This is a genomic window from Streptomyces sp. NPDC051913 (assembly GCF_044593635.1).
In the GTDB taxonomy this organism is placed as follows: Bacteria; Actinomycetota; Actinomycetes; order Streptomycetales; family Streptomycetaceae; genus Streptomyces.
Genome location: NZ_JBIUCI010000011.1, coordinates 20922 through 44315, shown reverse-complemented (window position 1 = coordinate 44315; position 23394 = coordinate 20922). Strand labels below are relative to the sequence as shown.

General features: G+C 71.8%; 16 protein-coding genes and 1 other RNA gene. 6 read left to right on the top strand and 11 right to left on the bottom strand.

Annotated features, from left to right (window positions below; all coding sequences use genetic code 11):
* The first annotated feature begins 2 nt into the window (after positions 1-2).
* Genes yicI through ACIHIX_RS29935 form a run of 3 tightly spaced genes read left to right on the top strand, consistent with a single transcriptional unit; the run spans position 3 to position 6219 of the window.
* The gene (gene yicI, locus ACIHIX_RS29945) at positions 3-2252 is read left to right on the top strand and encodes an alpha-xylosidase (protein ID WP_399961533.1); all 2250 of its coding nucleotides are present in this window, start codon (positions 3-5) and stop codon (positions 2250-2252) included.
* Positions 2252-3262 (top strand): LacI family DNA-binding transcriptional regulator, encoded by a 1011-nt coding sequence (locus ACIHIX_RS29940; RefSeq protein ID WP_399961531.1) that lies wholly within the window; start codon positions 2252-2254, stop codon positions 3260-3262. Before yicI ends, ACIHIX_RS29940 begins: the two co-directional genes overlap by 1 nt.
* A gap of 44 nt (positions 3263-3306) precedes the next feature.
* The gene (locus ACIHIX_RS29935) at positions 3307-6219 is read left to right on the top strand and encodes a glycoside hydrolase family 3 C-terminal domain-containing protein (protein ID WP_399961529.1); all 2913 of its coding nucleotides are present in this window, start codon (positions 3307-3309) and stop codon (positions 6217-6219) included.
* Between the two features lie 48 nt (positions 6220-6267).
* On the opposite strand, the gene ACIHIX_RS29930 is transcribed toward ACIHIX_RS29935, so the two are convergent.
* From ACIHIX_RS29930 to ftsE, 7 genes are all read right to left on the bottom strand, one after another.
* Positions 6268-7233, bottom strand: a complete 966-nt coding sequence (locus ACIHIX_RS29930; protein WP_399961527.1) for an alpha/beta hydrolase family esterase — start codon at positions 7231-7233, stop codon at positions 6268-6270.
* An 84-nt stretch (positions 7234-7317) separates the two neighbouring features.
* Positions 7318-7932, bottom strand: coding sequence for a hypothetical protein (locus ACIHIX_RS29925; protein WP_399961525.1), 615 nt, complete (start codon positions 7930-7932; stop codon positions 7318-7320).
* Between the two features lie 107 nt (positions 7933-8039).
* Positions 8040-8427, bottom strand: a transfer-messenger RNA (tmRNA) gene (gene ssrA, locus ACIHIX_RS29920).
* 85 nt (positions 8428-8512) lie between these two features.
* A complete protein-coding gene (gene smpB / locus ACIHIX_RS29915) occupies positions 8513-9058 on the bottom strand; it encodes an SsrA-binding protein SmpB (protein WP_059192139.1) in 546 nt (181 codons plus the stop codon).
* Between the two features lie 81 nt (positions 9059-9139).
* Positions 9140-10309 (bottom strand): S41 family peptidase, encoded by a 1170-nt coding sequence (locus tag ACIHIX_RS29910; protein ID WP_399961523.1) that lies wholly within the window; start codon positions 10307-10309, stop codon positions 9140-9142.
* A 67-nt stretch (positions 10310-10376) separates the two neighbouring features.
* A complete protein-coding gene (ftsX, locus tag ACIHIX_RS29905; RefSeq protein WP_399961521.1) occupies positions 10377-11294 on the bottom strand; it encodes a permease-like cell division protein FtsX in 918 nt (305 codons plus the stop codon).
* Between the two features lie 34 nt (positions 11295-11328).
* Positions 11329-12018 (bottom strand): cell division ATP-binding protein FtsE, encoded by a 690-nt coding sequence (gene ftsE / locus ACIHIX_RS29900; protein WP_020132390.1) that lies wholly within the window; start codon positions 12016-12018, stop codon positions 11329-11331.
* Positions 12019-12238: 220 nt separating this feature from the next.
* Here ftsE and ACIHIX_RS29895 point away from each other — a divergent pair, with 220 nt between their 5' ends.
* On the top strand, positions 12239-12436 hold the full coding sequence (locus tag ACIHIX_RS29895) for a hypothetical protein (RefSeq protein ID WP_399961519.1): 198 nt from the start codon (positions 12239-12241) through the stop codon (positions 12434-12436).
* A gap of 95 nt (positions 12437-12531) precedes the next feature.
* On the opposite strand, the gene ACIHIX_RS29890 is transcribed toward ACIHIX_RS29895, so the two are convergent.
* The 4 genes from ACIHIX_RS29890 to ACIHIX_RS29875 all read right to left on the bottom strand — a co-directional run bounded on the left by ACIHIX_RS29890 (position 12532) and on the right by ACIHIX_RS29875 (position 17829).
* A complete protein-coding gene (locus tag ACIHIX_RS29890) occupies positions 12532-13173 on the bottom strand; it encodes a hypothetical protein (protein WP_399961517.1) in 642 nt (213 codons plus the stop codon).
* 310 nt (positions 13174-13483) lie between these two features.
* A complete protein-coding gene (gene prfB / locus ACIHIX_RS29885; RefSeq protein ID WP_399961515.1) occupies positions 13484-14587 on the bottom strand; it encodes a peptide chain release factor 2 in 1104 nt (367 codons plus the stop codon).
* Positions 14588-14801: 214 nt separating this feature from the next.
* Positions 14802-16046, bottom strand: coding sequence for a serine/threonine-protein kinase (locus ACIHIX_RS29880; RefSeq protein WP_399961512.1), 1245 nt, complete (start codon positions 16044-16046; stop codon positions 14802-14804).
* A 133-nt stretch (positions 16047-16179) separates the two neighbouring features.
* Complete coding sequence (locus ACIHIX_RS29875; RefSeq protein WP_399961510.1) at positions 16180-17829, bottom strand: serine/threonine-protein kinase; 1650 nt, start codon at positions 17827-17829, stop codon at positions 16180-16182.
* A gap of 355 nt (positions 17830-18184) precedes the next feature.
* Here ACIHIX_RS29875 and ACIHIX_RS29870 point away from each other — a divergent pair, with 355 nt between their 5' ends.
* Positions 18185-21817 (top strand): FHA domain-containing protein, encoded by a 3633-nt coding sequence (locus tag ACIHIX_RS29870; RefSeq protein ID WP_399961984.1) that lies wholly within the window; start codon positions 18185-18187, stop codon positions 21815-21817.
* A 174-nt stretch (positions 21818-21991) separates the two neighbouring features.
* A complete protein-coding gene (locus ACIHIX_RS29865) occupies positions 21992-23326 on the top strand; it encodes an ABC transporter substrate-binding protein (RefSeq protein ID WP_399961509.1) in 1335 nt (444 codons plus the stop codon).
* Positions 23327-23394: the final 68 nt, after the last annotated feature.

Sequence of the window (23394 nt, the reverse complement as noted above, 5' to 3'; positions counted from 1 at the left end):
ACATGAAGTTCACCGACGGCTACTGGCTGCTCCGCGAGGGCGTCACCGCGGCCCACCCGGTCGAGGTCCTCGACGTCACCGCCGGCGAGGGCGCGCTGGAGATCCACGCGCCGACGCAGCCCATCCGCCATCGCGGCGACCTGCTGAAGGGACCGGTCGTGACGATCAGCGCCCACTCCCCGATGCCCGACGTCATCGGCCTCACCTTCACCCACTTCCAGGGCGAGCGGCCCCGCGGCCCCCGGTTCGACGTCGCCAAGGAGGAGTTCGCGGCCCACACCGAGTACGACGAGGAGCACGCGACCCTCACCTCCGGCGCCCTGTCGGTCCGGGTGGCCCGCACCGGCCCCTGGCACGTCGACTTCCTGGCGCACGGCAGGACCCTGACCAGCAGCGGCCCCAAGGGCATGGGCATCATGCGGGACGCGGACGGCGCCCACTACCTGCGCGAACAGCTGAACCTCACCGTCGGCACCTCCGTCTACGGCCTCGGCGAACGCTTCGGCCCGCTCGTCAAGAACGGCCAGGTCGTCGACATCTGGAACGCCGACGGCGGCACGGCCACCGAACAGGCCTACAAGAACGTGCCGTTCTATCTCACCGACGCGGGCTACGGCGTCTTCGTCGACCACCCGGGCAAGGTCTCCTTCGAGGTCGGCTCGGAGGCCGTGTCACGGGTCCAGTTCAGCGCCGAGGCCCAGCAGTTGACGTACTACGTCATCCACGGCCCGGACCCCAAGGACATCCTGCGCAAGTACACGGCCCTCACCGGCCGTCCGGCGCTGCCGCCCGCCTGGTCGTTCGGGCTGTGGCTGTCGACGTCCTTCACGACGTCGTACGACGAGGAGACGGTGACCTCGTTCATCGAGGGCATGCGGGAGCGTGAACTGCCGCTCTCCGTCTTCCACTTCGACTGTTTCTGGATGCGCGAGTTCAACTGGTGCGACTTCCGGTGGGACCCCCGGGTCTTCCCCGACCCGGCGGGCATGCTGTCCCGGCTGCACGCACGGGACCTGCGGGTCAGCGTCTGGATCAACCCGTACATCGCCCAGCGCTCCCCGCTGTTCGCGGAGGGCAAGGCGCTCGGACATCTGCTGAAGCGCCCCGACGGCAGCGTCTGGCAGTGGGATCTGTGGCAACCGGGCATGGCACTGGTCGACTTCACCTCCCCGGCCGCCCGCGACTGGTACGCGGGCAAGCTGGAGATCCTGCTCTCCCAGGGCGTGGACTGCTTCAAGACGGACTTCGGCGAGCGAGTGCCCACCGACGTGGCCTGGGCCGACGGCTCGGACCCGGAGCGGATGCACAACTACTACTCGTACCTCTACAACCGCACGGTCTTCGAGGTGCTGCGCAAGCACCGGGGCGAGGAGGAGGCGGTCGTCTTCGCCCGCTCGGCGACGGCCGGCAGCCAGCAGTTCCCGGTGCACTGGGGCGGTGACTGCGAGGCGACGTACGAGTCGATGGCCGAGTCGCTCAGGGGCGGGCTCTCCCTCGGGCTGTCCGGTTTCGGCTTCTGGAGCCATGACATCGGCGGCTTCGAGGGCACACCGAGCCCCGCGCTGTTCAAGCGGTGGCTGGCGTTCGGCCTGCTGTCCTCCCACAGCCGGCTGCACGGCAGCTCCTCCTACCGCGTCCCGTGGCTCTTCGACGAGGAATCGGTGGACGTGCTGCGGCACTTCACCCGGCTCAAGCTCAGCCTCATGCCCTACCTCTACGAGGCCGCCCGCACCGCCCACACCGAGGGCACGCCCGTCATGCGGGCCATGGTGCTGGAGTTCCCGGGCGACCCCGGGTGCGCGCATCTGGAGCGGCAGTACATGCTCGGCCCCGACCTCCTGGTGGCGCCGGTGTTCTCCGACGACGGGGAGGTCGCCTACTACGTGCCCGAGGGCACCTGGACCCACCTCGTCGGCGGCGAGACGGTGACCGGGCCGCGCTGGGTGCGCGAGAAGCACGGCTTCCAGAGTGTGCCGCTGCTGGTCAGGCCCGGTGCGGTGATCCCGGTGGGCGCGGTGGCGGAGCGCCCCGACTACGACCACGCCGACGGGGTGACCCTGCACGCCTACCGGCTGCGGCGGGGCGACCGGGTGGTGGTGCGGGTCGGCGAGGTCGCCTTCACCGTCGTACGCGAAGGGGACACGCTTCGGGCCTCGTGCAGCGATCCCTCGGCGCCCTGGGGGCTGGCCGCCGGGGAGCGGACCGTGCGGGCGCAGGCGGGCACCGGCTTCGTCTCGCTGGAGCTGGGCTGATGGTGAAGATCACGGACGTGGCCCGGCACGCCGGTGTCTCCCCCAGCACCGTGTCCTACGCGCTCAGCGGCAAGCGCCCCATCTCGGAGGAGACCCGGCGGCGCGTCGAGGCGTCCATCCGCGAGCTCGGCTACCGCCCGCACGCGGGCGCCCGCGCCCTGGCCAGCAGTAGGTCCAATGTGCTGGCCCTCGTCGTGCCCTTACGGGCCGGCATCCACGTCCCGGTGGTGATGCAGTTCGCCGTGTCGGTGGTGACCACCGCCCGGCGCCACGACCACGACGTGCTGCTGCTGACCCAGGAGGAGGGCGAGGACGGCCTCAGAAGGGTCGCCGACTCCGCGCTCGTGGACGCGTTCGTCGTCATGGACGTCCAGCTCGACGACCCGCGGCTGCCGTTGCTGCGCTCCCTGGACCGGCCCTCGGTGATGATCGGCTTCCCCGCCGACGCCGACGGCCTCACCTGCATCGACCTCGACTTCAGGGCGGCCGGCGAGGCGTGCGTGGAGCATCTGGCCCGACTGGGACATCGGGTGGTCGCCCTGGTCGGCTCACCGCCCGAGGTCTACGTCCGCCAGACCGCGTTCGCCCAGCGGGTGGTCCAGGGTTTCACCGCCGCCGCGGACCGGGGCCGCCTCGCCTCCTCCGTCCACCCCTGTGAGGCGACGCCCGCCGCCGCCCGCGAGGTGGCCGGGCAACTGCTGCGCGAGCAGCCCGCGTTGACCGGGGTCGTCGTCCACAACGAGGCGATCCTGGAGCCGCTCGTCGACGCCTTCGAGCAGCTCGGGCTGCGCGTCCCCGCCGACCTGTCGGTCACCGCCATCTGCCCCGACGAACTCGCCGAGAACCTCCGCGTCCCGATCACCTCGGTCGCCCTGCCGTCCGCCGAGGTGGGCGAGCGGGCCGTGGAACTGCTGATGCGCAAGCTCGATGCCAAGGCCGTGCCCGAGGCCACGCTGCTGCCGCCCCGGATGACGGAACGCGCGAGCACGGCACCGAGGAACACGCCCTGAGACGACCCCTGTTGACGCAAGGCCCTACACGAAGGAGCCGATCGATGAGAGGCAGCAAGAAGAGACGCAGATCCACGCTCGTGGTGGCGCTGGCCCTGATCGCGGGACTCGGCGCCACCGTCCCCGCGCACGCCGACGACCCCGCCTACCCCTTCCGCGACCCGACCCTCTCGGTCGACCAGCGGGTCGACGACCTCCTGGGCCGGCTGACCCTCGACGAGAAGATCTCCCTCCTCCACCAGTACCAGCCCGCGATCCCCCGCCTCGGCATCCAGCCCTTCCGCACCGGCACCGAGGCCCTGCACGGCGTCGCCTGGCTGGGTGAGACCACCGTCTTCCCGCAGGCGATCGGCCTGGCCTCCAGCTGGGACCCGGCCCTGATGGAGCGGGTCGGCTCCGCGGTCGGCGACGAGGCCCGCGGCTTCCAGCAGGAACGACCCGAGGGCTGGGGCCTCAATCTGTGGGCGCCCGTGGTGAACCTGCTCCGCGACCCGCGCTGGGGCCGCAACGAGGAGGGCTACAGCGAGGACCCCGCACTGACCGGTGCCCTGTCGACCGCGTACGGCGAGGGCCTGACCGGCGGCGACCCGGACCATCTCAAGACGGCCCCGACGCTGAAGCACTACCTCGCCAACAACAACGAGTACCACCGCACCACCACCTCCTCCGACCTGCGCCCGCGGGTGGCGAAGGAGTACGACGAGGCGGCGTTCAAGCCCGCGCTCCAGGCGGACGCGGCGACCGGCGTGATGTCCTCCTACAACCTCGTCAACGGCCGCCCCAACACGGTCAACCCGGACCTGGACGACGTCGTGCGCGGCTGGTCCTCGTACGACCTCCTGAACGTCACCGACGCCTTCGCGCCCGGCAACCTCCCCGGCGACCAGCAGTACTTCCCCAGTGTGGTCGAGGGCGACGCGGCGGCGATCAAGGCCGGCATCGACAGCTTCACGGACAACAACGCGGACTCGTCGGTGACGACCGGCGCCGTCAAGTCGGCCATGGACAAGGGCCTGCTGAAGGAAGCGGACGTGGACGAGGCGGCCGGGCACATCCTGTCCGTCCGGGTGCGCCTCGGTGAGTTCGACCCGGGCGGCGGCACGTACGGCGCGATCGACAAGTCCGTCATCAACAGCCCGGCGCACCAGAAGCTGGCCCGCGAGGCGGCGACGGAAGGTGCCGTCCTGCTGAAGAACCAGGCGCACACGCTGCCGCTGAAGAAGTCGGACAAGGACGTGGCCGTGGTCGGCCCCCTCGCCGACACCCTGTACACCGACTGGTACTCCGGCTCCCTCCCCTATGCCGTCACCCCCGCCGAGGGCATCGCCGCCGAACTCGGCACCGACGTCACCAGCAGCGAGGGCGTCGACCGCGTCGCGCTGAGGAACACGGCGACCGGCAAGTACGTCACCGCGGGCACGGACACGGACGGCGAGCCGCTGAAGGAGGCCGACGCCTCGGGCACGGCCACGCAGTTCGACGTCTTCGACTGGGGCGGCGGCGTCGTCACCCTGCGCTCGGCCGCCAACGGCAAGTACGTCGGCTACAACTGGTCGAGCTTCGTCAACGACCAGGTACAGCCCGGCGGTTGGTTCGCCCAGCAGCAGTTCCGGCTGGAGGAGCAGGGCGACGGCACGTACCTGCTGCGTTACGCGGGCTACGAGACCGAGGAGTCCTGGTGGGGCAACCCGGTCTACCTCGGCCCCACCGGCACGGACGGCGCCCTCGGCCTGGTGGCCAAGGAGCAGGCCGCCCACTACACGAAGGACGTCGTCCGCAGCGGCGTCGACGCGGCCGTGGCCGCCGTCAAGGGCAAGGACTCGGCGGTCGTGGTCGTCGGCTCCAACCCGTCGATCAACGGCCGTGAGGCCCACGACCGCACCGACATGAGCCTGGCCCCGGCGCAGGAAGCCCTGGTCAGGGCGGTCCGCAAGGCCAACCCGAACACGGTCGTGGTGGTCGAGAACAGCTACCCGACCACGCTCGGCGCCCTCCAGCAGGACGTCCCCGCACTCCTGTGGACCTCCCACGCGGGCCAGGAGACCGGCAACGCCCTGGCGGACCTCCTCTACGGCGACGCCAACCCCTCGGGCCGTCTCACCCAGACCTGGTACCGCTCCGAGTCCGACCTCCCCTCGATCCTCGACTACGACATCATCAAGTCCGACCGCACCTACCAGTACTTCAAGGGCCAGGCCCTCTACCCCTTCGGCCACGGCCTGTCCTACACCTCCTTCCGCTACGGCGACCTGCGCAGGACGGCGAACGGCTACGAGGTGAAGGTCACCAACACCGGCAGCCGCGCGGGCGACGAGGTCGTCCAGCTCTACACCCACCAGCGCGTCTCCCGTGACAAGCAGCCCCTGAAGCAGCTGAAGGCGTTCCAACGGGTCTCGCTGAAGCCGGGCCGGACGAAGACGGTCCACCTGAAGCTGTCGCCGAAGGACCTGGCCCACTGGGACGTCACCCGCTCCAAGTGGACCGTGGAGAAGGGCACTTACGACGTCCTGGTCGGCTCCTCCTCCGCCGACATCCGCTCCCGCGCCACCTGGCAGGTCGCCGGCGAGACCATCCCGGCCCGCGACCTCACCCGCACGACCCGCGCCGAGAACTTCGACGACTACGACGGCACCCGCCTCGTCGACGAGTCCAAGGAGCGCGGTACGGCGGTGGCGGCGGCGTCCGACCGGGCGTGGCTGAAGTTCACGGACACCCGACTCGGCTCGGGCGCGACCGAGTTCAGCGCCCGGGCGGCCGGCGCGGCGGGCACGGTCGAGATACGCCTCGGCTCCCCGACCGGCACACTCGTCGGCACGGCGGCCTTCGGCGGCACCTCGTCGCCGTACACCTACGAGACGGTGAGCGCCGACCTGTCACGCGCGACGAAGGGCCGTACGGACGTGTACCTGGTGCTGAAGGGAGCGGGCCTGCGCCTGTCGACGTTCAGTGTGAGATGAGCCTGGGCCGCCGCGTGGCGCAGACCCGCGCCACGCGGCGGACGCCCTTCAGCCGGCCAGCCCCCACGCCGCACCCATCCGGTAGGCGGCGCACAGGTTCACGTCGAGGATGTACGCCCCGGCACTCCCGCACTGCCCGCTCCCGCTCCCCGGATCGACGGGCTGCCCGTGTCCCATCCCGGTGACGCTGTACGTCTCGACGACGGCGCTGCCGCCCGCGTCCTGGTACGTCCGGTGCGGATACCCGGCGACGGTGTCACTGACGTCGGCCGTCTGGTCCGCACCCCGCACATCGGTCCACTGCTTGACGAGGTCGGTCATGTTGACGGGCTTGACGGTGTAGTCGGCCGTGCCCTGGAAGGCGACCAGCGTCGGCCAGGGCCCGGTGTACCCGGGCCGCGCGGCCCGCACGCGGTCACCCCACTGCGCGGCGGTCTGGGTGGCCCCGACGTACATGCACACGTACGGCGACCCGGCGGCCTGCGCACACCCGTACGGCAGCCCTGCGACGATCCCGCCCGCCGTGAACTTCTCCGGGTACGCGGCCATCATCACGGCGGCGAGCCCGCCCCCGGCGGACAGTCCCGTCACATACACCCGGCCCCCGGCGACATCGGCGACCTGCCGGTCCACCATCTGCGCGACCGACGCGGCCTCGCCCTGGCCGCGGGTGATGTCGCCGCTCTGGACCCAGTTGAAGCAGAGCGAGGAGTTGTTCGCGCTCTGCTGCTGCGGCAGCACGACGGAGAAGCCCCACCGGTCGGCGAGCTGTGTCCATCCGCTGCCGGTGCCGTACCCGGAGGCGTTCTGGGTGCAGCCGTGCAGCGCGACGACGACCGGCCGCCCGGCGGGCAGTCCGTCGGGAACGTACCGGAACATCCGCAGCGCCCCCGGGTTGCTCCCGAAGCCGGTGACCTCCTGGAGGGAGGCGGCGGACGCGGGCGCCGGGGTGAGGAGGACGGCGAGGAGGACCGTCAGGACGGCGAGGAGGCTCGCGGCTCTGGTGTGTGTCATGGGCAGGGACCGTAGAAGCATGAACGACCCCCGGACATGGGGCCGCACACCACAACACGAGCGCCGGGCGTGGGGCCATGAGGACTACCAGAGGCCGCCGTATCGGACGGTCCGGCCCGGCCCGAGCTCGGGAGCGACCCGTAGGGTCAACTCCCGCCCCACACCGTCCAGTCGCTCGTGCGTGGCACGGAACGCCTCCTGGTCCCGGTCCTGGAGCCAGACGTCCATGGCAGCGTCGATCTGCGCGGACCACTGGTTGAGATCGCCGACGAGTTCCTCGGACAGGTCGAGCGCCGCGGTGGGGTCGTCCGGCGCGAAGTCCCCGAAACCGTCGGCGCGCAGCGGGTACCACCGGTACTCGCCGTGGACGACGACGTCCCGCGGGTGCGCCGGGGAGCCGTGCGCCTCGGCGCCCCAGTACAGCCGCCCGCAGCCCCAGCACACGTACTTCTCGGTGCGATGCCGCTCGTCCCGGTACCGCACCTCCCACTCGGGCCCCAGCCACCTGGCCAGCTCCTGGGCCGCCTCCACCCCCTGCCGGACGTGCTTGCGCAGCGCGGGACGGGAGGTGAAGCCGTCGGCGGGCCGGGCCCGGTACCACGCGCGCAGCCGCTCGGCGAGGCCGCCGGGCAGCTCGTCCCACGGCAGCTCGGCACCGGCCTGGAGCAGCAGCGGCCGGGGGGCGTCTTCATCGGTCATGGCAGGGCTCTCGGAAACTCACTGGCTCAGGACGTCGGGGTATGACAAAGCCCCGCTGCTCAAGAGCAACGGGGCTGTGCCCACATGGGGTGCCCATCGGTCTGGGCGAGTGGAGATGGCGGGAATCGAACCCGCGTCCAACGGTGCTGAATCAGGGCTTCTCCGTGTGCAGTTCGCTGTGATTTTCTCGGCCCCGGCAATCACGCGAACAAGTCGCCGACGGGCCCAGTCACTGTTTGATTTCCCATCCGACCCCGTGACCGGGCCGAATGGTTTAGTCCCCTAGATTATGCCAGGGTCCGGGTCGGGAACACCCCCGGTCTGACACCCGTTAAGGGCCTTCACTCACTGCTTATTAGGCAGCGAGGGCGAAGGCGCGGGAATCGCTCTTGGAATTGGCGATTATTGGTTGCGACATATGGTTAACGAGATCATTGCCGCTTCCTCGACACGCTTCCCCTGCTTCGACATCCGCTGTCGAAACCGATCATCCCCATGTTGTGTTTTCAATGTGCGCGCCGACCGTGGCCGGTGCTGATGCCATCCTACGTGACCAACGTGGGCCGGTGCCAGCCTATTCCTACTGCCCCCGCTGCTTCCGCTTCGCCGCCGCGATCGCCCGGTCCGACTCCCGCCGGTCCTGCTTCTCACGCAGGGTCTGGCGCTTGTCGTACTCCTTCTTGCCGCGCGCGAGCGCGATCTCGGCCTTCGCCCGGCCGTCCTTGAAGTAGAGGGCGAGGGGCACGATCGTGTGCCCCGTCTCCTGGGCCTTCGACTCCAGCTTGTCGATCTCCTCGCGGTGCAGGAGCAGCTTGCGCTTGCGGCGCGCGGAGTGGTTGGTCCAGCTGCCCTGGTGGTACTCCGGGATGTGGGCGTTGTGCAGCCACGCCTCGCCCCCGTCGATCTGGACGAAGCCGTCGGTCAGCGAGGTCCGTCCCTCCCGCAGCGACTTGACCTCGGTGCCCATGAGGACCAGACCGGCCTCGAAGGTGTCGATGATCGCGTAGTCGTGCCGGGCCTTCTTGTTCTGGGCGACGATCTTCTTCTTGCCGCCCTTCTCGCCGTCCCTGGCCTTGGCGGCGGCCGTCCCGCCCTGCTTGGGCTGGGACTCCTTCGGTACGTACATTCCCTTGCTCATAGTGCCGTCCATTTTCGCACTACGGAGGGGGTGCGTGGAAAGCCGTTTACGTCGTGGGACGCGGGTCGCCTACGACTCGGGGGCGAGCCCGCTCAGCACGGTCTCCGCCCGCTCCAGCACCTGCTGGTCGGCGTCCAGGTCCGGGGTGATGCCCTTGCCGTCGACACCTCGCCCGGAGGGGGTGCGGTAGTGGCCCACGGTGAGCTCGGCGACCGCCCCGTCCGGCAGCCGGCTGGGCATCTGCACCGAGCCCTTGCCGAACGTCCGGGAGCCCACGACCACGGCCCGTCCGCGGTCCTGCAACGCGCCGGTGAGCAGCTCGGCCGCGCTCATCGTGCCGCCGTCGACGAGTGCGACCAGGGGTCTGGTGGTGTCGCCGCCGGATTCGGCGTGCAGGACCTGCTGCTCGCCCTCGACGTCGTAGGTGGCGACGAGGCCGCCGTCGAGGAAGGCGGAGGCGGCGGTGACGGCCTCGGTGACGAGACCGCCGGAGTTGCCGCGCAGGTCGAGGACGATCCCGGCGCCGACGGGGGCCTGCCGGACGGCGTCGCGTACGACGTCGCCCGAGCCCTTCGTGAAGGAGTCGATCTTGATGAGGGTGATGCCGCCGGGGAGTTTGCGCACGGTGACCGAGTCCGTGGACAGACGCGCCCGCCGCACGGTCTGCGTCCACGCGCGTGTGCCGCGCTCCAGGCCGAGGGTGACCGCCGTCCCGGCGGCCGCGTCCTTGGCGTCACCGCGCAGTAAGGAGACCACCTCGGTGACCGGCCGCCCGTCGACGTCGGCGCCGTCCACGCTGCGCAGCAGATCCCCGGCGCGGATCCCGGCCCCGGCCGCGGGCGACCCGGCGCGCACCTTGGTGACCTCGATCCGGCCGTCGCGCTCCCGCCGTGCCCACAGCCCGACGCCGGTGTACCGGCCGTCGAGGGCCTCCTCGAACTCCTCGTACTCCCCCTGGGAGTAGACGGCCCCCCACCGGTCCCCGCTGCGGCTGACGGCCCGCTCGGCGGCCTCCATGGGCGACTTGCCGTCGGCCATGGCCTCCTCGGCGGCCTTCGCCACGTCCTGGTGATGCCCGGCGGGAGCGGCCGAACGGGCCGCGTCGGGCGTGGATTTCCGGTCGGGTCCCGGCAGCGACCCCGTCGCCGCCCCCGCGACCAGCACACTCGCGAACACCAACGTCAGAGCCGCCCCGCGGCCTACGCGGCGGGGCTGACAGAACAGGTCGCGGCCTGACATGCGGGTGAGTCTAGGACAACGCGAAGGGCCGCACGGTCGGTTGACCGGACGGCCCTGTTGGCGTGCGTCACACCTTGAGGTACTTGCGCAGCGCGAAGAAAGCGGCCATCGCCGGCATCAGCAGGCTGGTGGCCAGGATCAGCGGAAGCTTCGTCAGTACGGCGTCCCAGCCGATGAAGTTGATCAGGTTCAGCTTCTCGGACAGGGCCAGGCCGTGGTCGATGATGAAGTACCGGGAGACCACCAGGAAGGCGCAGGCGACGCCGCCACCGATCAGACCGGCGACCGCGGCCTCCATGATGAACGGGGCCTGGATGTAGAAGCCCGAGGCACCGACCAGGCGCATGATGCCGGTCTCGCGCCGCCGGCTGAACGCGGAGACGCGCACGGTGTTGACGATCAGCATCAGCGCCACCACGAGCATCAGCGCCATGACCGCGCGCGCCGCCCAGTTCATGCCGTTCAGCAGCCCGAAGAGGTTGTCGAGGATGCCCTTCTGGTCCTGCACCGACTGCACGCCGTCCCGGCCGTCGAAGGCGGTCGCGACGACCTGGTACTTCTCCGGGTCCTTGAGCTTGATCCGGTACGACTCCTGCATCTGGTCCGGCGTGAGGGAGGCGGCCAGCGGGGAGTCGCCGAACTGCTCCTTGTAGTGCTTGTACGCCTGATCCTGGGTCTCGTAGGTGACCTTCTCGACGACCGACATCTTGTCCAGGTCGGCGAGGATCTGCTTCTTCTGGTCGTCGGTCACCGCGCCCTTGGCGCAGTTGGGGTCGGACTCGGCGTCGCTCTTGTTGCAGAGGAAGACCGAGACGTTGACCTTGTCGTACCAGTAGCCCTTCATGGTGCTGACCTGGTCGCTCATCAGGAGCGAGGCGCCGAACAGGGCGAGCGACAGGGCGACGGAGACGACGACGGCGAACGTCATCGTCAGATTGCGACGGAGACCGACACCGATCTCGGACAGTACGAACTGGGCGCGCATGGCGTCTGGTTGGGCCTTTCCGTGGACTGTGCGGTCAGTGCTGGTAGCCGTAGACGCCGCGCGCCTGGTCGCGGACGAGGCGGCCCTGCTCCAGCTCGATGACGCGCTTGCGCATCTGGTCCACGATGTTCTGGTCGTGCGTCGCCATCAGCACGGTGGTGCCCGTCCGGTTGATCCGGTCGAGCAGCTTCATGATGCCGACGGAGGTCTGCGGGTCGAGGTTGCCGGTGGGCTCGTCGGCGATCAGCAGCTTGGGCCGGTTGACGAAGGCCCGCGCGATGGCGACGCGCTGCTGCTCACCACCGGACAGCTCGCCCGGCATCCGGTCCTCCTTGCCGCCGAGCCCGACGAGGTCGAGCACCTGCGGCACGGACTTGCGGATCTCACCCTTCGACTTGCCGATGACCTCCTGCGCGAAGGCCACGTTCTCGGCGACCGTCTTGTTGGGCAGGAGCCGGAAGTCCTGGAACACCGTCCCCAGCTGGCGGCGCATCTGCGGCACCTTCCAGTTGGAGAGGCGCGCGAGGTCCTTGCCCAGGACGTGCACCTGGCCGTGGCTGGTCCGCTCCTCGCGGAGCACCAGCCGCAGGAAGGTGGACTTTCCGGAGCCGGAGGACCCGACGAGGAAGACGAACTCACCCTTCTCCACTTCCAGGGAGACATCCCTGAGTGCGGGGCGGGTCTGCTTGGGGTAGACCTTGGAGACGTTGTCGAATCGGATCACGGATGCACCACGGTTAGCCGGGGGTAGATGAGCGTGACCATACGCGAACCGGGTGTGTGAGCGCAGGCACAGGTTGCGGTTGCGTGCCGCTTGTGCCTTTTGTACCTGGCCTTCCGGGAGCGCCCGAGCCGATTCCGAGGGAACCTGGCACAGTGGAGGGGGAACGTTCTCCGCCCCGGGAGCGTTCTGTGGAGAGAACCGGTATGAGGAGGGCGAGCGCATGACGTACGACCGGCTGGTGTGCGCGAACTGCGCGGCGCCCGTCAACGAGGGCCGCTGCCCCGTGTGCCGCGCCAACCGCGAGCGGCTCTCGCAGGAGAACCAGAACCCGTTCGCGCAGCTCAACCCCATGACACTGATCGCCCTGCTCGCGGTACTGATCGCGGCGGTGGCACTGCTGGCGCACCAGACCGCGTAACGCCGGCACGGACGCCCGAGAGGCCCGGAGCGAGTCCTTCGCTCCGGGCCTCTCGTCGTACGACAGGCGCACGCTGCGCGTGCGCGTGACTACCGTCAGGCGACAGCGCCGCCGCGGCCGCCCATGAGGCGCGGCAGGATGCGGAAGCCGATGCCGCCGGCGATCATCGTGGCGGCGCCCACCAGCAGGAAGGCGGTCTGCCCGGCACCCGTCTCGGCCAGCTCGCCGCCACCGCCCTGGGCGGTGGTGTCGGAGCCGGTGTCGGCGAGGGCGGAGGAGCCCTCTTCCTGGGCGGAGGCGTCGGAGCCGCCGTCGGGGTCGGCGTTGTTGCCGCCACCGCCGTTGCCGTTGTCGCTGCCGCCGCCACCGTTGCCGCCGTCGTCGGTCGGGTCCTCGGAGGGCTCCTCCGTCGGGTCCTCGGTCGGGTCCTCGGTCGGCTCGGTGGGCTCGGTCGTGGGCTCCTCGGTGATGGGCGGCTCGTCGGTGGGAGCCGGGTCCGTCGGAGCGGGGTCGGTCGGGGCCGGGTCGGTGGGCGCCGGGTCGGTCGGGATGTCCGTGGGCGCGGGAGGCGTGGGATCGTCCTCACCGGTACCGGTGTCGACGTTGACGCCGATACCGGCGACGTTCACGTCTATCTCCAGCGCGGAAGCGGCGCCGGCGGCGGTCAGCGAGGCACCGGCCGCGATCACGGCACCGGCGGCTATGCGCGCGATCCGGATCCGCGTCTTCTTGGTCATGTGGTTGCTACCCCCAGTAGCTCATCGTCGATTGGGCGGCGCTCGGGGCCGTGATCAACGGGGGTGGCGGTACTCAACTCTCCCCCGGTTCACATGCGCCCCAGAGATACGCATGCCGCGCTTTACCCTTCCCATTTTTCAAAGCAACGTCAAGGGAGTAGTGCGCCGGATGCCCAACTAGCCGACCTTATGCCGGAATTAACCGCTGTGAGCGAGCTGTAGAACCCGGACAAAAGACAACCGCCCCCGAATCGGGGGCGGTTGAAGAATCGACCATCACGGGATTGCCCGGATGGTCAAGTCGACAAAGTTACTTCTCCTGCTGCTTGCGCCAGCGAATTCCCGCTTCCAGGAACCCGTCGATCTCACCGTCGAGCACCGCCTGCGGGTTCCCGACCTCGAACTCCGTCCGCAGGTCCTTGACCATCTGGTACGGGTGCAGGACGTACGACCGCATCTGGTTGCCCCAGGAGCTGCCGCCGTCCTTGAGGGCGTCCATCTTGGCCCGGTCCTCCTGGCGCTGCCGCTCCAGCAGCTTCGCCTGCAGAACGTTCATGGCCGTGGCCTTGTTCTGGATCTGCGAGCGCTCGTTCTGACAGGAGACGACGATCCCGGTGGGCAGGTGTGTGATGCGCACCGCGGAGTCGGTCGTGTTGACGCCCTGGCCGCCGGGGCCGGAGGACCGGTAGACGTCGATCCGCAGATCGGACTCGTCGATGTCGATGTGGTCGGTCTGCTCGACGACGGGCAGGACCTCCACACCCGCGAACGACGTCTGCCGGCGGCCCTGGTTGTCGAAGGGCGAGATCCGCACGAGCCGGTGGGTGCCCTGCTCGACGGAGAGCTGGCCGTAGGCGTACGGCACCTGCACCGCGAAGGTGGTCGACTTGATGCCGGCCTCTTCGGCGTACGACGTCTCGTAGATCTCGGTCTTGAAGCCGTGCCGCTCGGCCCAGCGCAGGTACATGCGCTGGAGCTGCTCGGCGAAGTCGGCGGCGTCGACGCCACCGGCCTCGGCACGGATGTTGACGAGCGCCTCACGGGCGTCGTACTCACCGCTGAGGAGCGTGCGGACTTCCATCTCGTCCAGCGCCTTCTTCACGGAGACCAGCTCGGACTCCGCCTCGGCGCGGGTGTCCGGGTCGTCCTCCTCCTCGGCCATCTCGAAGAGCACGGAGAGATCGTCGATCCGTCCGCGCAGGGCCTCGGCCTTCCGCACCTCCGCCTGGAGGTGGGAGAGCTTGCTGGTGATCTTCTGCGCCTCGTCCGGGTCGTCCCACAGGGACGGCGCGGCCGCCTGCTCCTCGAGCACGGCGATGTCTGCCCTCAGCTTGTCGAGGTCCAGAACGGCCTCGATCGACTCCATGGTCGAGGAGAGGGACTTGAGCTCTTCGGATACATCGACGACTGCCACGCCTCCAGCCTAACGGCTCCGCCAAGCGACGAGCGCCGGGCGCCGGCGGGCTTCTTTCGCCCCCGCCGCCCCTACCCGTCCCGTCCCGGGGGCCGCGCCCCCAGACCAAGGGCGGAGCACCCTGGGCGGGGTCGAAGGGGCGGCAGCCCCTGGGGATGGGAACGGGTAAGGGCGGCGGGGGCGAGGGAACCCGGCGCCCGCCCCCACCGGATCGTCACGGCGACGACGGCGCCGAGTTCTTCGTGTCCTGCGGCGTCGCCCCCGCGTCGTCCCCGGACACCGCCGCCCAGGTACCGACCCCGGCCGCGGCCACCAGCAGCACCGCCGCCACACTCACCACCACCCGGCGCCGCCGCGTGGTCGCCCGGTTCCGCGCCGAACCCGGCCTAGGCGCGCCGGAGGCCCGCGGCACCCGCGCCGTCCCCCGCGCACCCCCCGCCAGCTCATCGGGCGCCGGCACCCTCATCGACGTATGCGTGTCCCGGTTGGAGTCGGCCGGCTTCGCCCCCGGCACCAGCGGCACCGCTCCCCGTCGCACCGGCGACGAAGACGACGGCGCCGGCTCCTCCGCCGGAGCGGCCTCGTCGCCCTCGTCCTCCTCGGCGTCCGGCTCGTCCACGTCCAGCGGCGGCATCCCGGCCAGCATCGGCAGCAGCTCCCGCAGCCGCGCCCCGAGCTCGGAGGCCCGCAGCCGGGAGGCCGGCGCCTTGGCCAGGCACTGCACGATCAGCTGCCACAGCTCGTCGGGGATGCCGGGCAGCGGGGCGACGCTCTCCGTCACATGGCGGCGCAGCACCGCGCCCGGGTGCCCGCCGCCGAAGGGCGTGAAGCCGGCCAGCAGCTCGTACAGCACCGTCGCCAGCGCGTAGATGTCCACCGCCGCGCGCGGGGGCAGCCCCTCGACGATCTCCGGCGCCAGATAGTCCGGCGTGCCGATGATCTTCGTGGCCCGGGTCCGCCGCGGGGTGTCGATCAGCTTCGCGACCCCGAAGTCGGTGAGCAGCGCGCGATGCGAGCCGCCGGGGCCCAGCGGACCCTGCATGTCGAGGAGGACGTTCTCCGGCTTGACGTCCCGGTGCACGACGCCCGCCGCGTGCGCGGCCGCGAGCCCGTCGGCGATGTCCGCGACGATCGCCACCGCGGCCTCGGGCGCGAGCCGCCGGTCGCGGTCGAGGCGGGTGCGCAGGTCGGTGCCGCGGACGAGGTCCATGACCAGTGCGAGGTCGTTGCCGTCGACGACCAGGTCACGGACCGAGACGACGTTCGGGTGCTCCAGCCCGAGCAGCGCCGTGCGCTCCTGCACGAACCGTCCGACGAGCTCCTCGTCGGACGCCAGGTCCTCGCGCAGCAGCTTGATGGCGACGGGGCCCTCGGGCCCCTCGCCCAGCCACACCGTGCCGGCGCTGCCCCGCCCGAGGATCTGGTGGGCGGTGTACCGGCTGCCGATCTTCCGTGCCAAGGCTGCTCCTACCGACGCGACTTGGCGACAAAAATACGCGTCCGACGAGCCGACCTTCACCGCGGAGACCGAAATCACCCGCTGGGTGTCGACAAATCAACAGACTCGCCGCGGGCCGGAGCGGCCCAAAGCGTCACTGGCCGGACGAACCGCCACCCAGGTCACCGATCCACCCGGACACGGTCCCGATCCAGTCCCCGATCTGGTCCCAGTAGCTCTTGCCGGTGCCGATCCAGTCCTGCAACGGGCTCAGTTCCCAGATCAGCCAGCCCGCGACGAACAGGATGACGATCGTGAACAGACACCCCTTGAGGCAGCCGAGCCCGGGGATCTTCATCGGGCTGGAGCTGCGCTGCCGGGGCTCGCGCTGCGGCTGCTGGGGCTGTTGCGGCTGCTGGGGCGGCGGCGCGTACCGCTGAGGGGGCTGCTGGGGCTGCGGCTGCGGGGCGTACCGCTGCGGTTGTTGCTGCTGCTGCGGATAGCCGTACCCCTGCTGGGGCTGCGGGCGCTGCTGGGGGCGCGGCTGCTGCTGCGGGCGGGCGACCTGCCGCTGGGGGCGGCGGCGCAGCGGGTCCTGGTTCGGGTCGAGGTACTGGACCTGCGTCTGCTCGTTGCGGTCGCGGGCCGCGCGCAGCTGGTTCTGCCAGGGGTGCGGATCCTCGGGGCCGGGTCCGCCGGGCTGGCCGGGCTGCCCCTGCGGCACCGGCGGCATGACGGCCGTCGGGTCGGCCGCGCCGCGGTTGGGCAGCACGGCGGTGGGGTCGGCGGCGCCCACGTGCGGCAGCACGTTGGTGGCGGCGTTCGGGTCGTACGCCCCCGCGCCGTGCGGCAGCACCTGGGTGGGGTCCGCGGAACCCGGTACGGCGGCCGGGGCCGGGTCGGGCGCGAGGAGGGCCGCGACGTTCTCGGCGGCGGCGATCTGCGCGGAGTTCGCGTGCACCCCGATGCCCTCGGCGACGACGCGCAGGCCGCGCGCGAGGTTCTCGGCGCTGGGCCGGTCGTCGGGGTTCTTGCGCAGACAGCGCTCTATGACCGTCCACAGGGGGTCGGGGACCGTGGACGGGCGGCGCGGCTCCGAGCTCAGATGCTGGTGGAGGACCTCCAGGGCCGAGCCGCCGGAGAACGGCGGGCGGCCGGTGACCAGTTCGTACAGCAGGATGCCGGCGCCGTAGATGTCGACGGCGGAGGTCTGCGGGCGGCCCTCGGCGGACTCGGGGGCGACGTACGCGGGCGTGCCCACGAACTCGTGGGTGCGGGTCAGGCCCGGGGAGTCGGCGAGGCGCGCGATGCCGAAGTCGGTCAGCAGCGGGTGCATCTGACCGCCGTTCTGCCGGAGCAGGACGTTGGCGGGCTTCAGGTCGCGGTGGACGACGCCGTCGGCGTGGCTCGCGGCGAGCGCGTCGGCGATCTGCGCGGTGAGCAGGGCGGCCCCGACGGGGGTGAAGGGGCCGTTCTCGCGCAGGTAGCGGTGCAGGTCGGGGCCCTCGACGAGGTCCATGACCAGGGCCAGCAGATCGCCCTCGACGACCAGGTCGCGGACCCGGACGATGTTGGGGTGGGTGAGCCGGAGCAGGACGGAGCGCTCCCGCAGGAACCGCATCACGATGTCCGGATCGCTCGCGAGCTCCTCCTTGAGGACCTTGATCGCGACGGTCTCACCGGGCTGGCCCTGCACGGCCGCCTCGGCGCCCGCGGCCTCGCGCTGGCGGGCTCGCCAGACGGTCCCCGTCGCGCCGCGTCCGAGCGGCTCCTCGAGGAAGTACTTGCTGCCTACCGGCCGCACGTCATGCGCTCCCTGCTTGCTTGCCTGTGTTCCGGTCCACTGTAGTGCCGCATCCCCTGGCGGCGGCCTGTCGTCTTTCTGTGCGTCTTACGTACCGGTTCCCGTGGTTGTTCGAAGGAAAGACGCTCGACCCGGTCGGCCGGTTGCCAGAGCCGGACGTGACCGATCTCAAGTGATCAACGGCGCGGCATTGGTCAGGCACTTTTGGGGGCAGAGCTGACCAATCAAGATCACTTACCGCCGGGGGGCGGGCAGACTGTCAGTGGCAGGTGCGAGGATGCGTGCAGTACTGGCCGATGTGCTCGCGCGGGGTGGGGGACCGTCCGCGCCCGGGCAGAAGGGACCGCTGACGGCGATGCAGATCCGGCTGACCGTCGTAGACCCGCTGGCCCCGCCTCCCGAGGCCGCCCGGGGCCGCACCCCGAGGTGCGACGTGCTGGTCACAGCACCCGCGGGGACAGCCCTGGCGGCGATAACCTCCACGCTCGCCTCCGCGGTCTCCGGTGACGGCGCCCCCACCACCGGCCAGCCCGTGCTGTACGCCGGTGCCGAGCGGCTGGACGCTCAGCGCTGCACCCTCGGCGAGCCCCCGCTGACCGACGGCGCGGTGCTGTCGCTCGGCGCGCCCACCGACCCCGAGCCGCACCCCGAGGTGGCCGACGCCCCGGCCCGTCTCGACGTGGTCGCCGGCCCGGACGCGGGCGGGGTCCATCTGCTGCACGGCGGCCGGATCGAGATCGGCCGCTCCGCCGACGCCGACGTCCCGCTCGACGACCCGGACGTCTCCCGGCTGCACTGCGCGGTCACGGTCGGGGCCGACGGCCGCGTCTCCCTCGCCGACCTCGACTCCACGAACGGCACGGCCCTGGACGGCACCCGCGTGGGCACCCGTCCGGTCCGCTTCCCTCCCGGCGCCCTGCTGCGCATCGGCGAGTCGGCACTCCGTCTGGCCCCGCCCGGCGGCCCCGGCGCCCACCTGCCCACGGCCCCGGACGGCGAGGGGCACGTACGCGTACCGACGCCGCCGGACGAGGACTCCGACGGGGCCGACGCAGCCCCCTCCGCCCCGACCCGGCACACGACCGGCACGGCCGGATGGGCCGCACAGGGAGAGGATCAGGGACACGGCAGCGCCGAAGAGCCCGTCGTGCCCGGCCAGGGTGGTGCCCCTCGGATCGAGAGCCGCGGGAACCGGCCCTACGAGACCCGGACCCGGGGCGGCGGTTCCCGACGCCGGGTGTCCGACGTGGCGGGGGCGGCACGCGCCGCGGGCGCCCCAGGGGCGGACGCCGGTGCCTCGGGGGCGGCGGACCCGAAGGACTCCTGGCCGGGTACGGGGGACAGCGGGCGGACGCACGGGGGACGGCTGGGCGCGGGAGAGGCGTACGCGCACGGCGAGACCCCCCGCGGCGGACACCTCGGAGGCCCGAGCGGAGACCTCGGCGGCCCGAGCGGAGGCCACGCGCCCTCCGGCGACAGCCCGGCCTCTGACGGGACTTACACCGCCCCGGCACAGCACGGCCCCGTCGGCGGCCCCCTGTCCGACGCCCCCGTCTCCGGCGGGGCCGCCCGCCGCGATGCCGACGCCGCCGAGCACGCGCGCACCGCGGACGGGGCCGACGCCACCGACGCTCCGGGCACCGGCCGCCGCAAGGGCACCCCCCTCCGCGGCACCGACGTGCCACAGGGCCTGCGCAAGCGTGGCGGGCTCGGCGCCTGGGCGCGACGGCTCACCGGCGGCCGGGGCGAGCAGGACGCGGCCGCGTCCCGGAGCGAGGCGTACGACGACGAGTCGGCCGCCGCCCCGGTGGCCGAACCCGTCTCGGGGGCGCCCCAGGCGCCGGAGACCTGGCCGGACCCGGCGGCGCTGCTGCTGACGGCCCTGGGGCCGGGACCCCGGCTCTGGGAGCGCGGCCCCGGCCACCCGGAGGCGCTCACAGTGCGACTGGGCACGGCCGACCGGGCCGCTCCCGACGGCTCGGGACTGCTGCCCGCGGTGCCGGTGACCGCCGATCTGCGGGAGGCCGGGGCGCTGGGCCTGGCCGGTCCGCGCGCGCGGCTGGCCGGGCTGGCCCGCGCGGTGCTCGCCCAGCTCGCCGCGCTGCACTCCCCCGACACCCTGGAGATAGTCCTGCTCAGCGCGGACCGCTCGCGCTCCGTGGCGGAGCGCACCGCCGAGTGGGGTTGGCTCGGCTGGCTGCCGCATCTGCGCCCCGGCCACGGCCAGGACTGCCGACTGCTCCTCGCCTACGACCGCGAGCAGGCCACGGCCCGCACGGAGGAGCTGCTCAGGCGGCTGGAGGACCTGCCCGCGCAGCCTGCGGCGGCGGCGCCCCGGCGTCCCTCCTGGGCGCGGGACGACGAAGCCGAGGGCACCCCGGGCTTCGTGGGGCCGTACACCGTCCTCGTCGTCGACGGCGACCCCGGCGGCGCCGATGTGCGCGAGGCCGTGGCGCGGCTGGCGCTGGAGGGGCCACGGGCCGGTATTCATGTGGTGTGCCTCGCCGAGACGTCACCTGCCTCGCCGGCGTCGCCGGTGACGGAGACGTACGAGGCGGCGTGCACGGCGGCGCCGACGTTCCGCGCGTGCGGTGCGGTCGCGCTGCTCAGCGGCGATGTGGCGACCGCGCTGCGGCTGCTGCGGGTGGCGCGGGCCGGCGGCGACCACGCCTCCGCCATCTCCGGCGCCTCCGCCACCTCCGCCGGCGAGACCCCGGCCGGCCCCGTCGGCCACGGCACGGTCGCCGCCGTGGACGCCGTCTCCCCCGCCTGGGCGGAGCGGTTCGCGCGGGCGCTCGCCCCGTTGCGCACGGACGGCACCGGACAGGAGCGGCACGCGCGCGTGTCGGCGCCGCTGCCCCAGCAGGCGCGGCTGCTGGACGAGTTGGGGCTGGCCAGGGCCACCCCGGCGTCGCTGATGGCCCGTTGGGCGGACGCGGCGGACGACACCGAGGCGCTCGGCGGACGGGCCTGGGCCGTGCTCGGCGCAGGGCCGCGCGGGCCGGTCAGCGCCGATCTGGTGGCCGACGGCCCGCATCTGCTGATCGAGGGACCGGCGGGCAGCGGCCGTACGGAACTGCTGCGGGCGGTCGTCGCGTCGCTGGCCGCGGCCGAGCGGCCGGACCGGCTGAGCATCGTCCTGATGGACGGCCGGGACGGTGTGGGCGCGGTCGGCGGCGGCCACGGCGAGGGCCTCAGGGTCTGTACGGACGTACCGCATGTGACCACCCATCTCGCCGCCAACGACCCGGTCCGGATGCGGGAGTTCGCGCAGTCCCTGAGCGCCGAGCTGAAGCGCCGCGCGGAGCTGCTGGGCCGGTCCGACTTCGCCGAGTGGCACACGGGCCGCGAGCTGACGGGCCGTATGGTCGCCCAGCGGGGAGCGGCCGGGAACGGCGACCTGGACTCTCCGCCCAGCTCGACCATGCGTCTGCGCCCGGGCGGCGCGGCCCGGCAACGGACCGAGCCGGCGCCCCCGTTGCCCCGTCTCGTGGTCGTCGTCGACGATCTGGACGCGCTGGTCTCGCCCCCGCTCGGCTCCCCCGGCAGACCGTCGGCGGGCTCGGTGATCCGGGCGTTGGAGGCGGTGGCGCGGGAGGGCGAGCGGCTCGGCGTCCACCTGGTCGCCGCGGCGACCTCGGGCGGCCGTACGGCGGAGTCCGAACCGGCGCGGCGGGCGGCGCTGCGGGTCACGCTGGACGCGGTGGCGGCCGGTCCGGACGAACCGGCGCCGGGGCGCGGCCTGTTGACGTGGGCGGACGGCCGTACGACGGCGTTCCAGGGCGGGCGGGTCACCGGCCGTATCCCGCGGACGGCGACGCTGCGGCCGACGGTGGTGCCGTTGGACTGGGAGCGGATGGGCGATCCACCGGCCCGCCGCCCGGTGCGCGAGTTGGGGAACGGCCCGACGGATCTGGCGCTGCTGGCCAGCGCGTTGGAGCGGGCGGCCCGGGAGGTCGCGGCCACGGAGGTGCCCTCCCTCCTCTAGAACGCAGCGTTACGACGGCGCAACGATCTCCCGCTTGACACCGCACGCGGTCTTGCCGACCCCATGCCCCCGGCGTAGACCAGAGGCCACGGGACAGCGCTCGACGTTCGACGACGAACGAAGAACGGGGCAGTGATGCGCAGCACGAGCAGCACATACCGGACACGCAGGGCCATGGCGACGGCCGCGGCCCTCCTCGCGGGAGCCCTCGTGCTCACCGCGTGCGGCGGAGACGACGACAACGCGAGTGACAACGAGAGCGAGGGCACGGACAACAGCACCTCCGTGACGCTCCCCAAGCTCGACGGCCAGACCCTGGAGGTCGCCGCCGTCTGGACCGGAGCGGAGCAGGAGAACTTCACCCAGGTCCTGAAGGAGTTCACCAAGCGCACCGGCGCCAAGGTCAAGTTCGTACCGACGGGCAACAACACCTCCACCTTCCTCGGCGCCAAGATCGAGGGCGGACAGCCGCCGGACGTGGCGTTCCTGCCACAGGTCGGCGTGCTGAAACAGTTCGCGGAGAAGAAGTGGCTCAAGCCCCTGGGGGCGGAGGCCAAGGCCCAGTTGGACAAGAACTTCTCCCAGGGCTGGCGTGACCTCGGGGCGGTGGACGGGCAGCAGTACGGCGTCTATGCGAAGGCCGCCAACAAGTCGCTGATCTGGTACAACACCGCGGCCTTCGACGCGGCCGGGATCACGCAAACGCCGAAGACGTGGAAGGAGTTCCTCACCACCGCGCAGACGCTGTCCGACGCCGGCTCCCCCGCCGTGTCGATCGGCGGCGCCGACGGCTGGACGCTGACCGACTGGTTCGAGAACGTCTATCTGTCCCAGGCCGGGCCGGAGAAGTACGACCAGCTCGCCCAGCACAAGATCAAGTGGACGGACCCGTCCGTCAAGCAGGCCCTCACCACGCTCGCCCAGCTGTGGGGCAAGGACGAACTGATCGCGGGCGGCCGCAAGGGCGCGCTGGACACGGAGTTCCCGAAGTCGGTCACCCAGGCCTTCACCGGGGACACCCCGGCCGCGATGGTCTTCGAGGGCGACTTCGTGACCGCGAACATCAACGCCGACACCAAGGCGAAGGTGGGCACGGACGCCAAGGTCTTCCCGTTCCCGGCGGTCGGCGCCGACTCCCCCGTGGTCAGCGGCGGTGACGTGGCCGTGGCACTGAAGGACGGCAAGGGCGCCCAGGCGCTGCTGACGTTCCTCGCCTCCACCGACGCGGCTGAGATCTGGGCGGCGCAGGGCGGCATCCTCTCCCCCAACAAGGAGATGGACCAGAGCAAGTACAAGGACGACGTGACCCGGCAGATCGCCAAGGCGCTCATCGACGCCGGTGACGACTTCCGGTTCGACATGTCCGACCAGGCCCCGGCGGCCTTCGGCGGCACGCAGGGCACCGGCGAGTGGAAGGACCTCCAGGACTTCCTGAGCAACCCGGGCGATGTCGCGGGCGCCCAGCAGAAGCTGGAGGCCGACGCGGCCAAGGCCTACGGGTCGAGCTGACGCCGTGGCCTCGGTGGCGAACTCGACGGAGGGCGCCGGCGCACTGCCGACGCCCTCCGTCCCTCCGC

What these genes read in the sequence shown, in the direction of transcription:
- ACIHIX_RS29935 (WP_399961529.1), top strand. Translation starts at nt 3,307, where the DNA reads ATGAGAGGCAGCAAGAAGAGACGCAGATCCACGCTCGTGGTGGCGCTG.
- yicI (WP_399961533.1), top strand. Translation starts at nt 3, where the DNA reads ATGAAGTTCACCGACGGCTACTGGCTGCTCCGCGAGGGCGTCACCGCG.
- ACIHIX_RS29870 (WP_399961984.1), top strand. Translation starts at nt 18,185, where the DNA reads ATGCAGATCCGGCTGACCGTCGTAGACCCGCTGGCCCCGCCTCCCGAG.
- ACIHIX_RS29940 (WP_399961531.1), top strand. Translation starts at nt 2,252, where the DNA reads ATGGTGAAGATCACGGACGTGGCCCGGCACGCCGGTGTCTCCCCCAGC.
- ACIHIX_RS29865 (WP_399961509.1), top strand. Translation starts at nt 21,992, where the DNA reads ATGGCGACGGCCGCGGCCCTCCTCGCGGGAGCCCTCGTGCTCACCGCG.
- ACIHIX_RS29930 (WP_399961527.1), bottom strand. Translation starts at nt 7,233, where the DNA reads ATGACACACACCAGAGCCGCGAGCCTCCTCGCCGTCCTGACGGTCCTC.
- ACIHIX_RS29895 (WP_399961519.1), top strand. Translation starts at nt 12,239, where the DNA reads ATGACGTACGACCGGCTGGTGTGCGCGAACTGCGCGGCGCCCGTCAAC.
- ACIHIX_RS29910 (WP_399961523.1), bottom strand. Translation starts at nt 10,309, where the DNA reads ATGTCAGGCCGCGACCTGTTCTGTCAGCCCCGCCGCGTAGGCCGCGGG.
- ACIHIX_RS29890 (WP_399961517.1), bottom strand. Translation starts at nt 13,173, where the DNA reads ATGACCAAGAAGACGCGGATCCGGATCGCGCGCATAGCCGCCGGTGCC.
- smpB (WP_059192139.1), bottom strand. Translation starts at nt 9,058, where the DNA reads ATGTACGTACCGAAGGAGTCCCAGCCCAAGCAGGGCGGGACGGCCGCC.
- ftsX (WP_399961521.1), bottom strand. Translation starts at nt 11,294, where the DNA reads ATGCGCGCCCAGTTCGTACTGTCCGAGATCGGTGTCGGTCTCCGTCGC.
- ACIHIX_RS29925 (WP_399961525.1), bottom strand. Translation starts at nt 7,932, where the DNA reads ATGACCGATGAAGACGCCCCCCGGCCGCTGCTGCTCCAGGCCGGTGCC.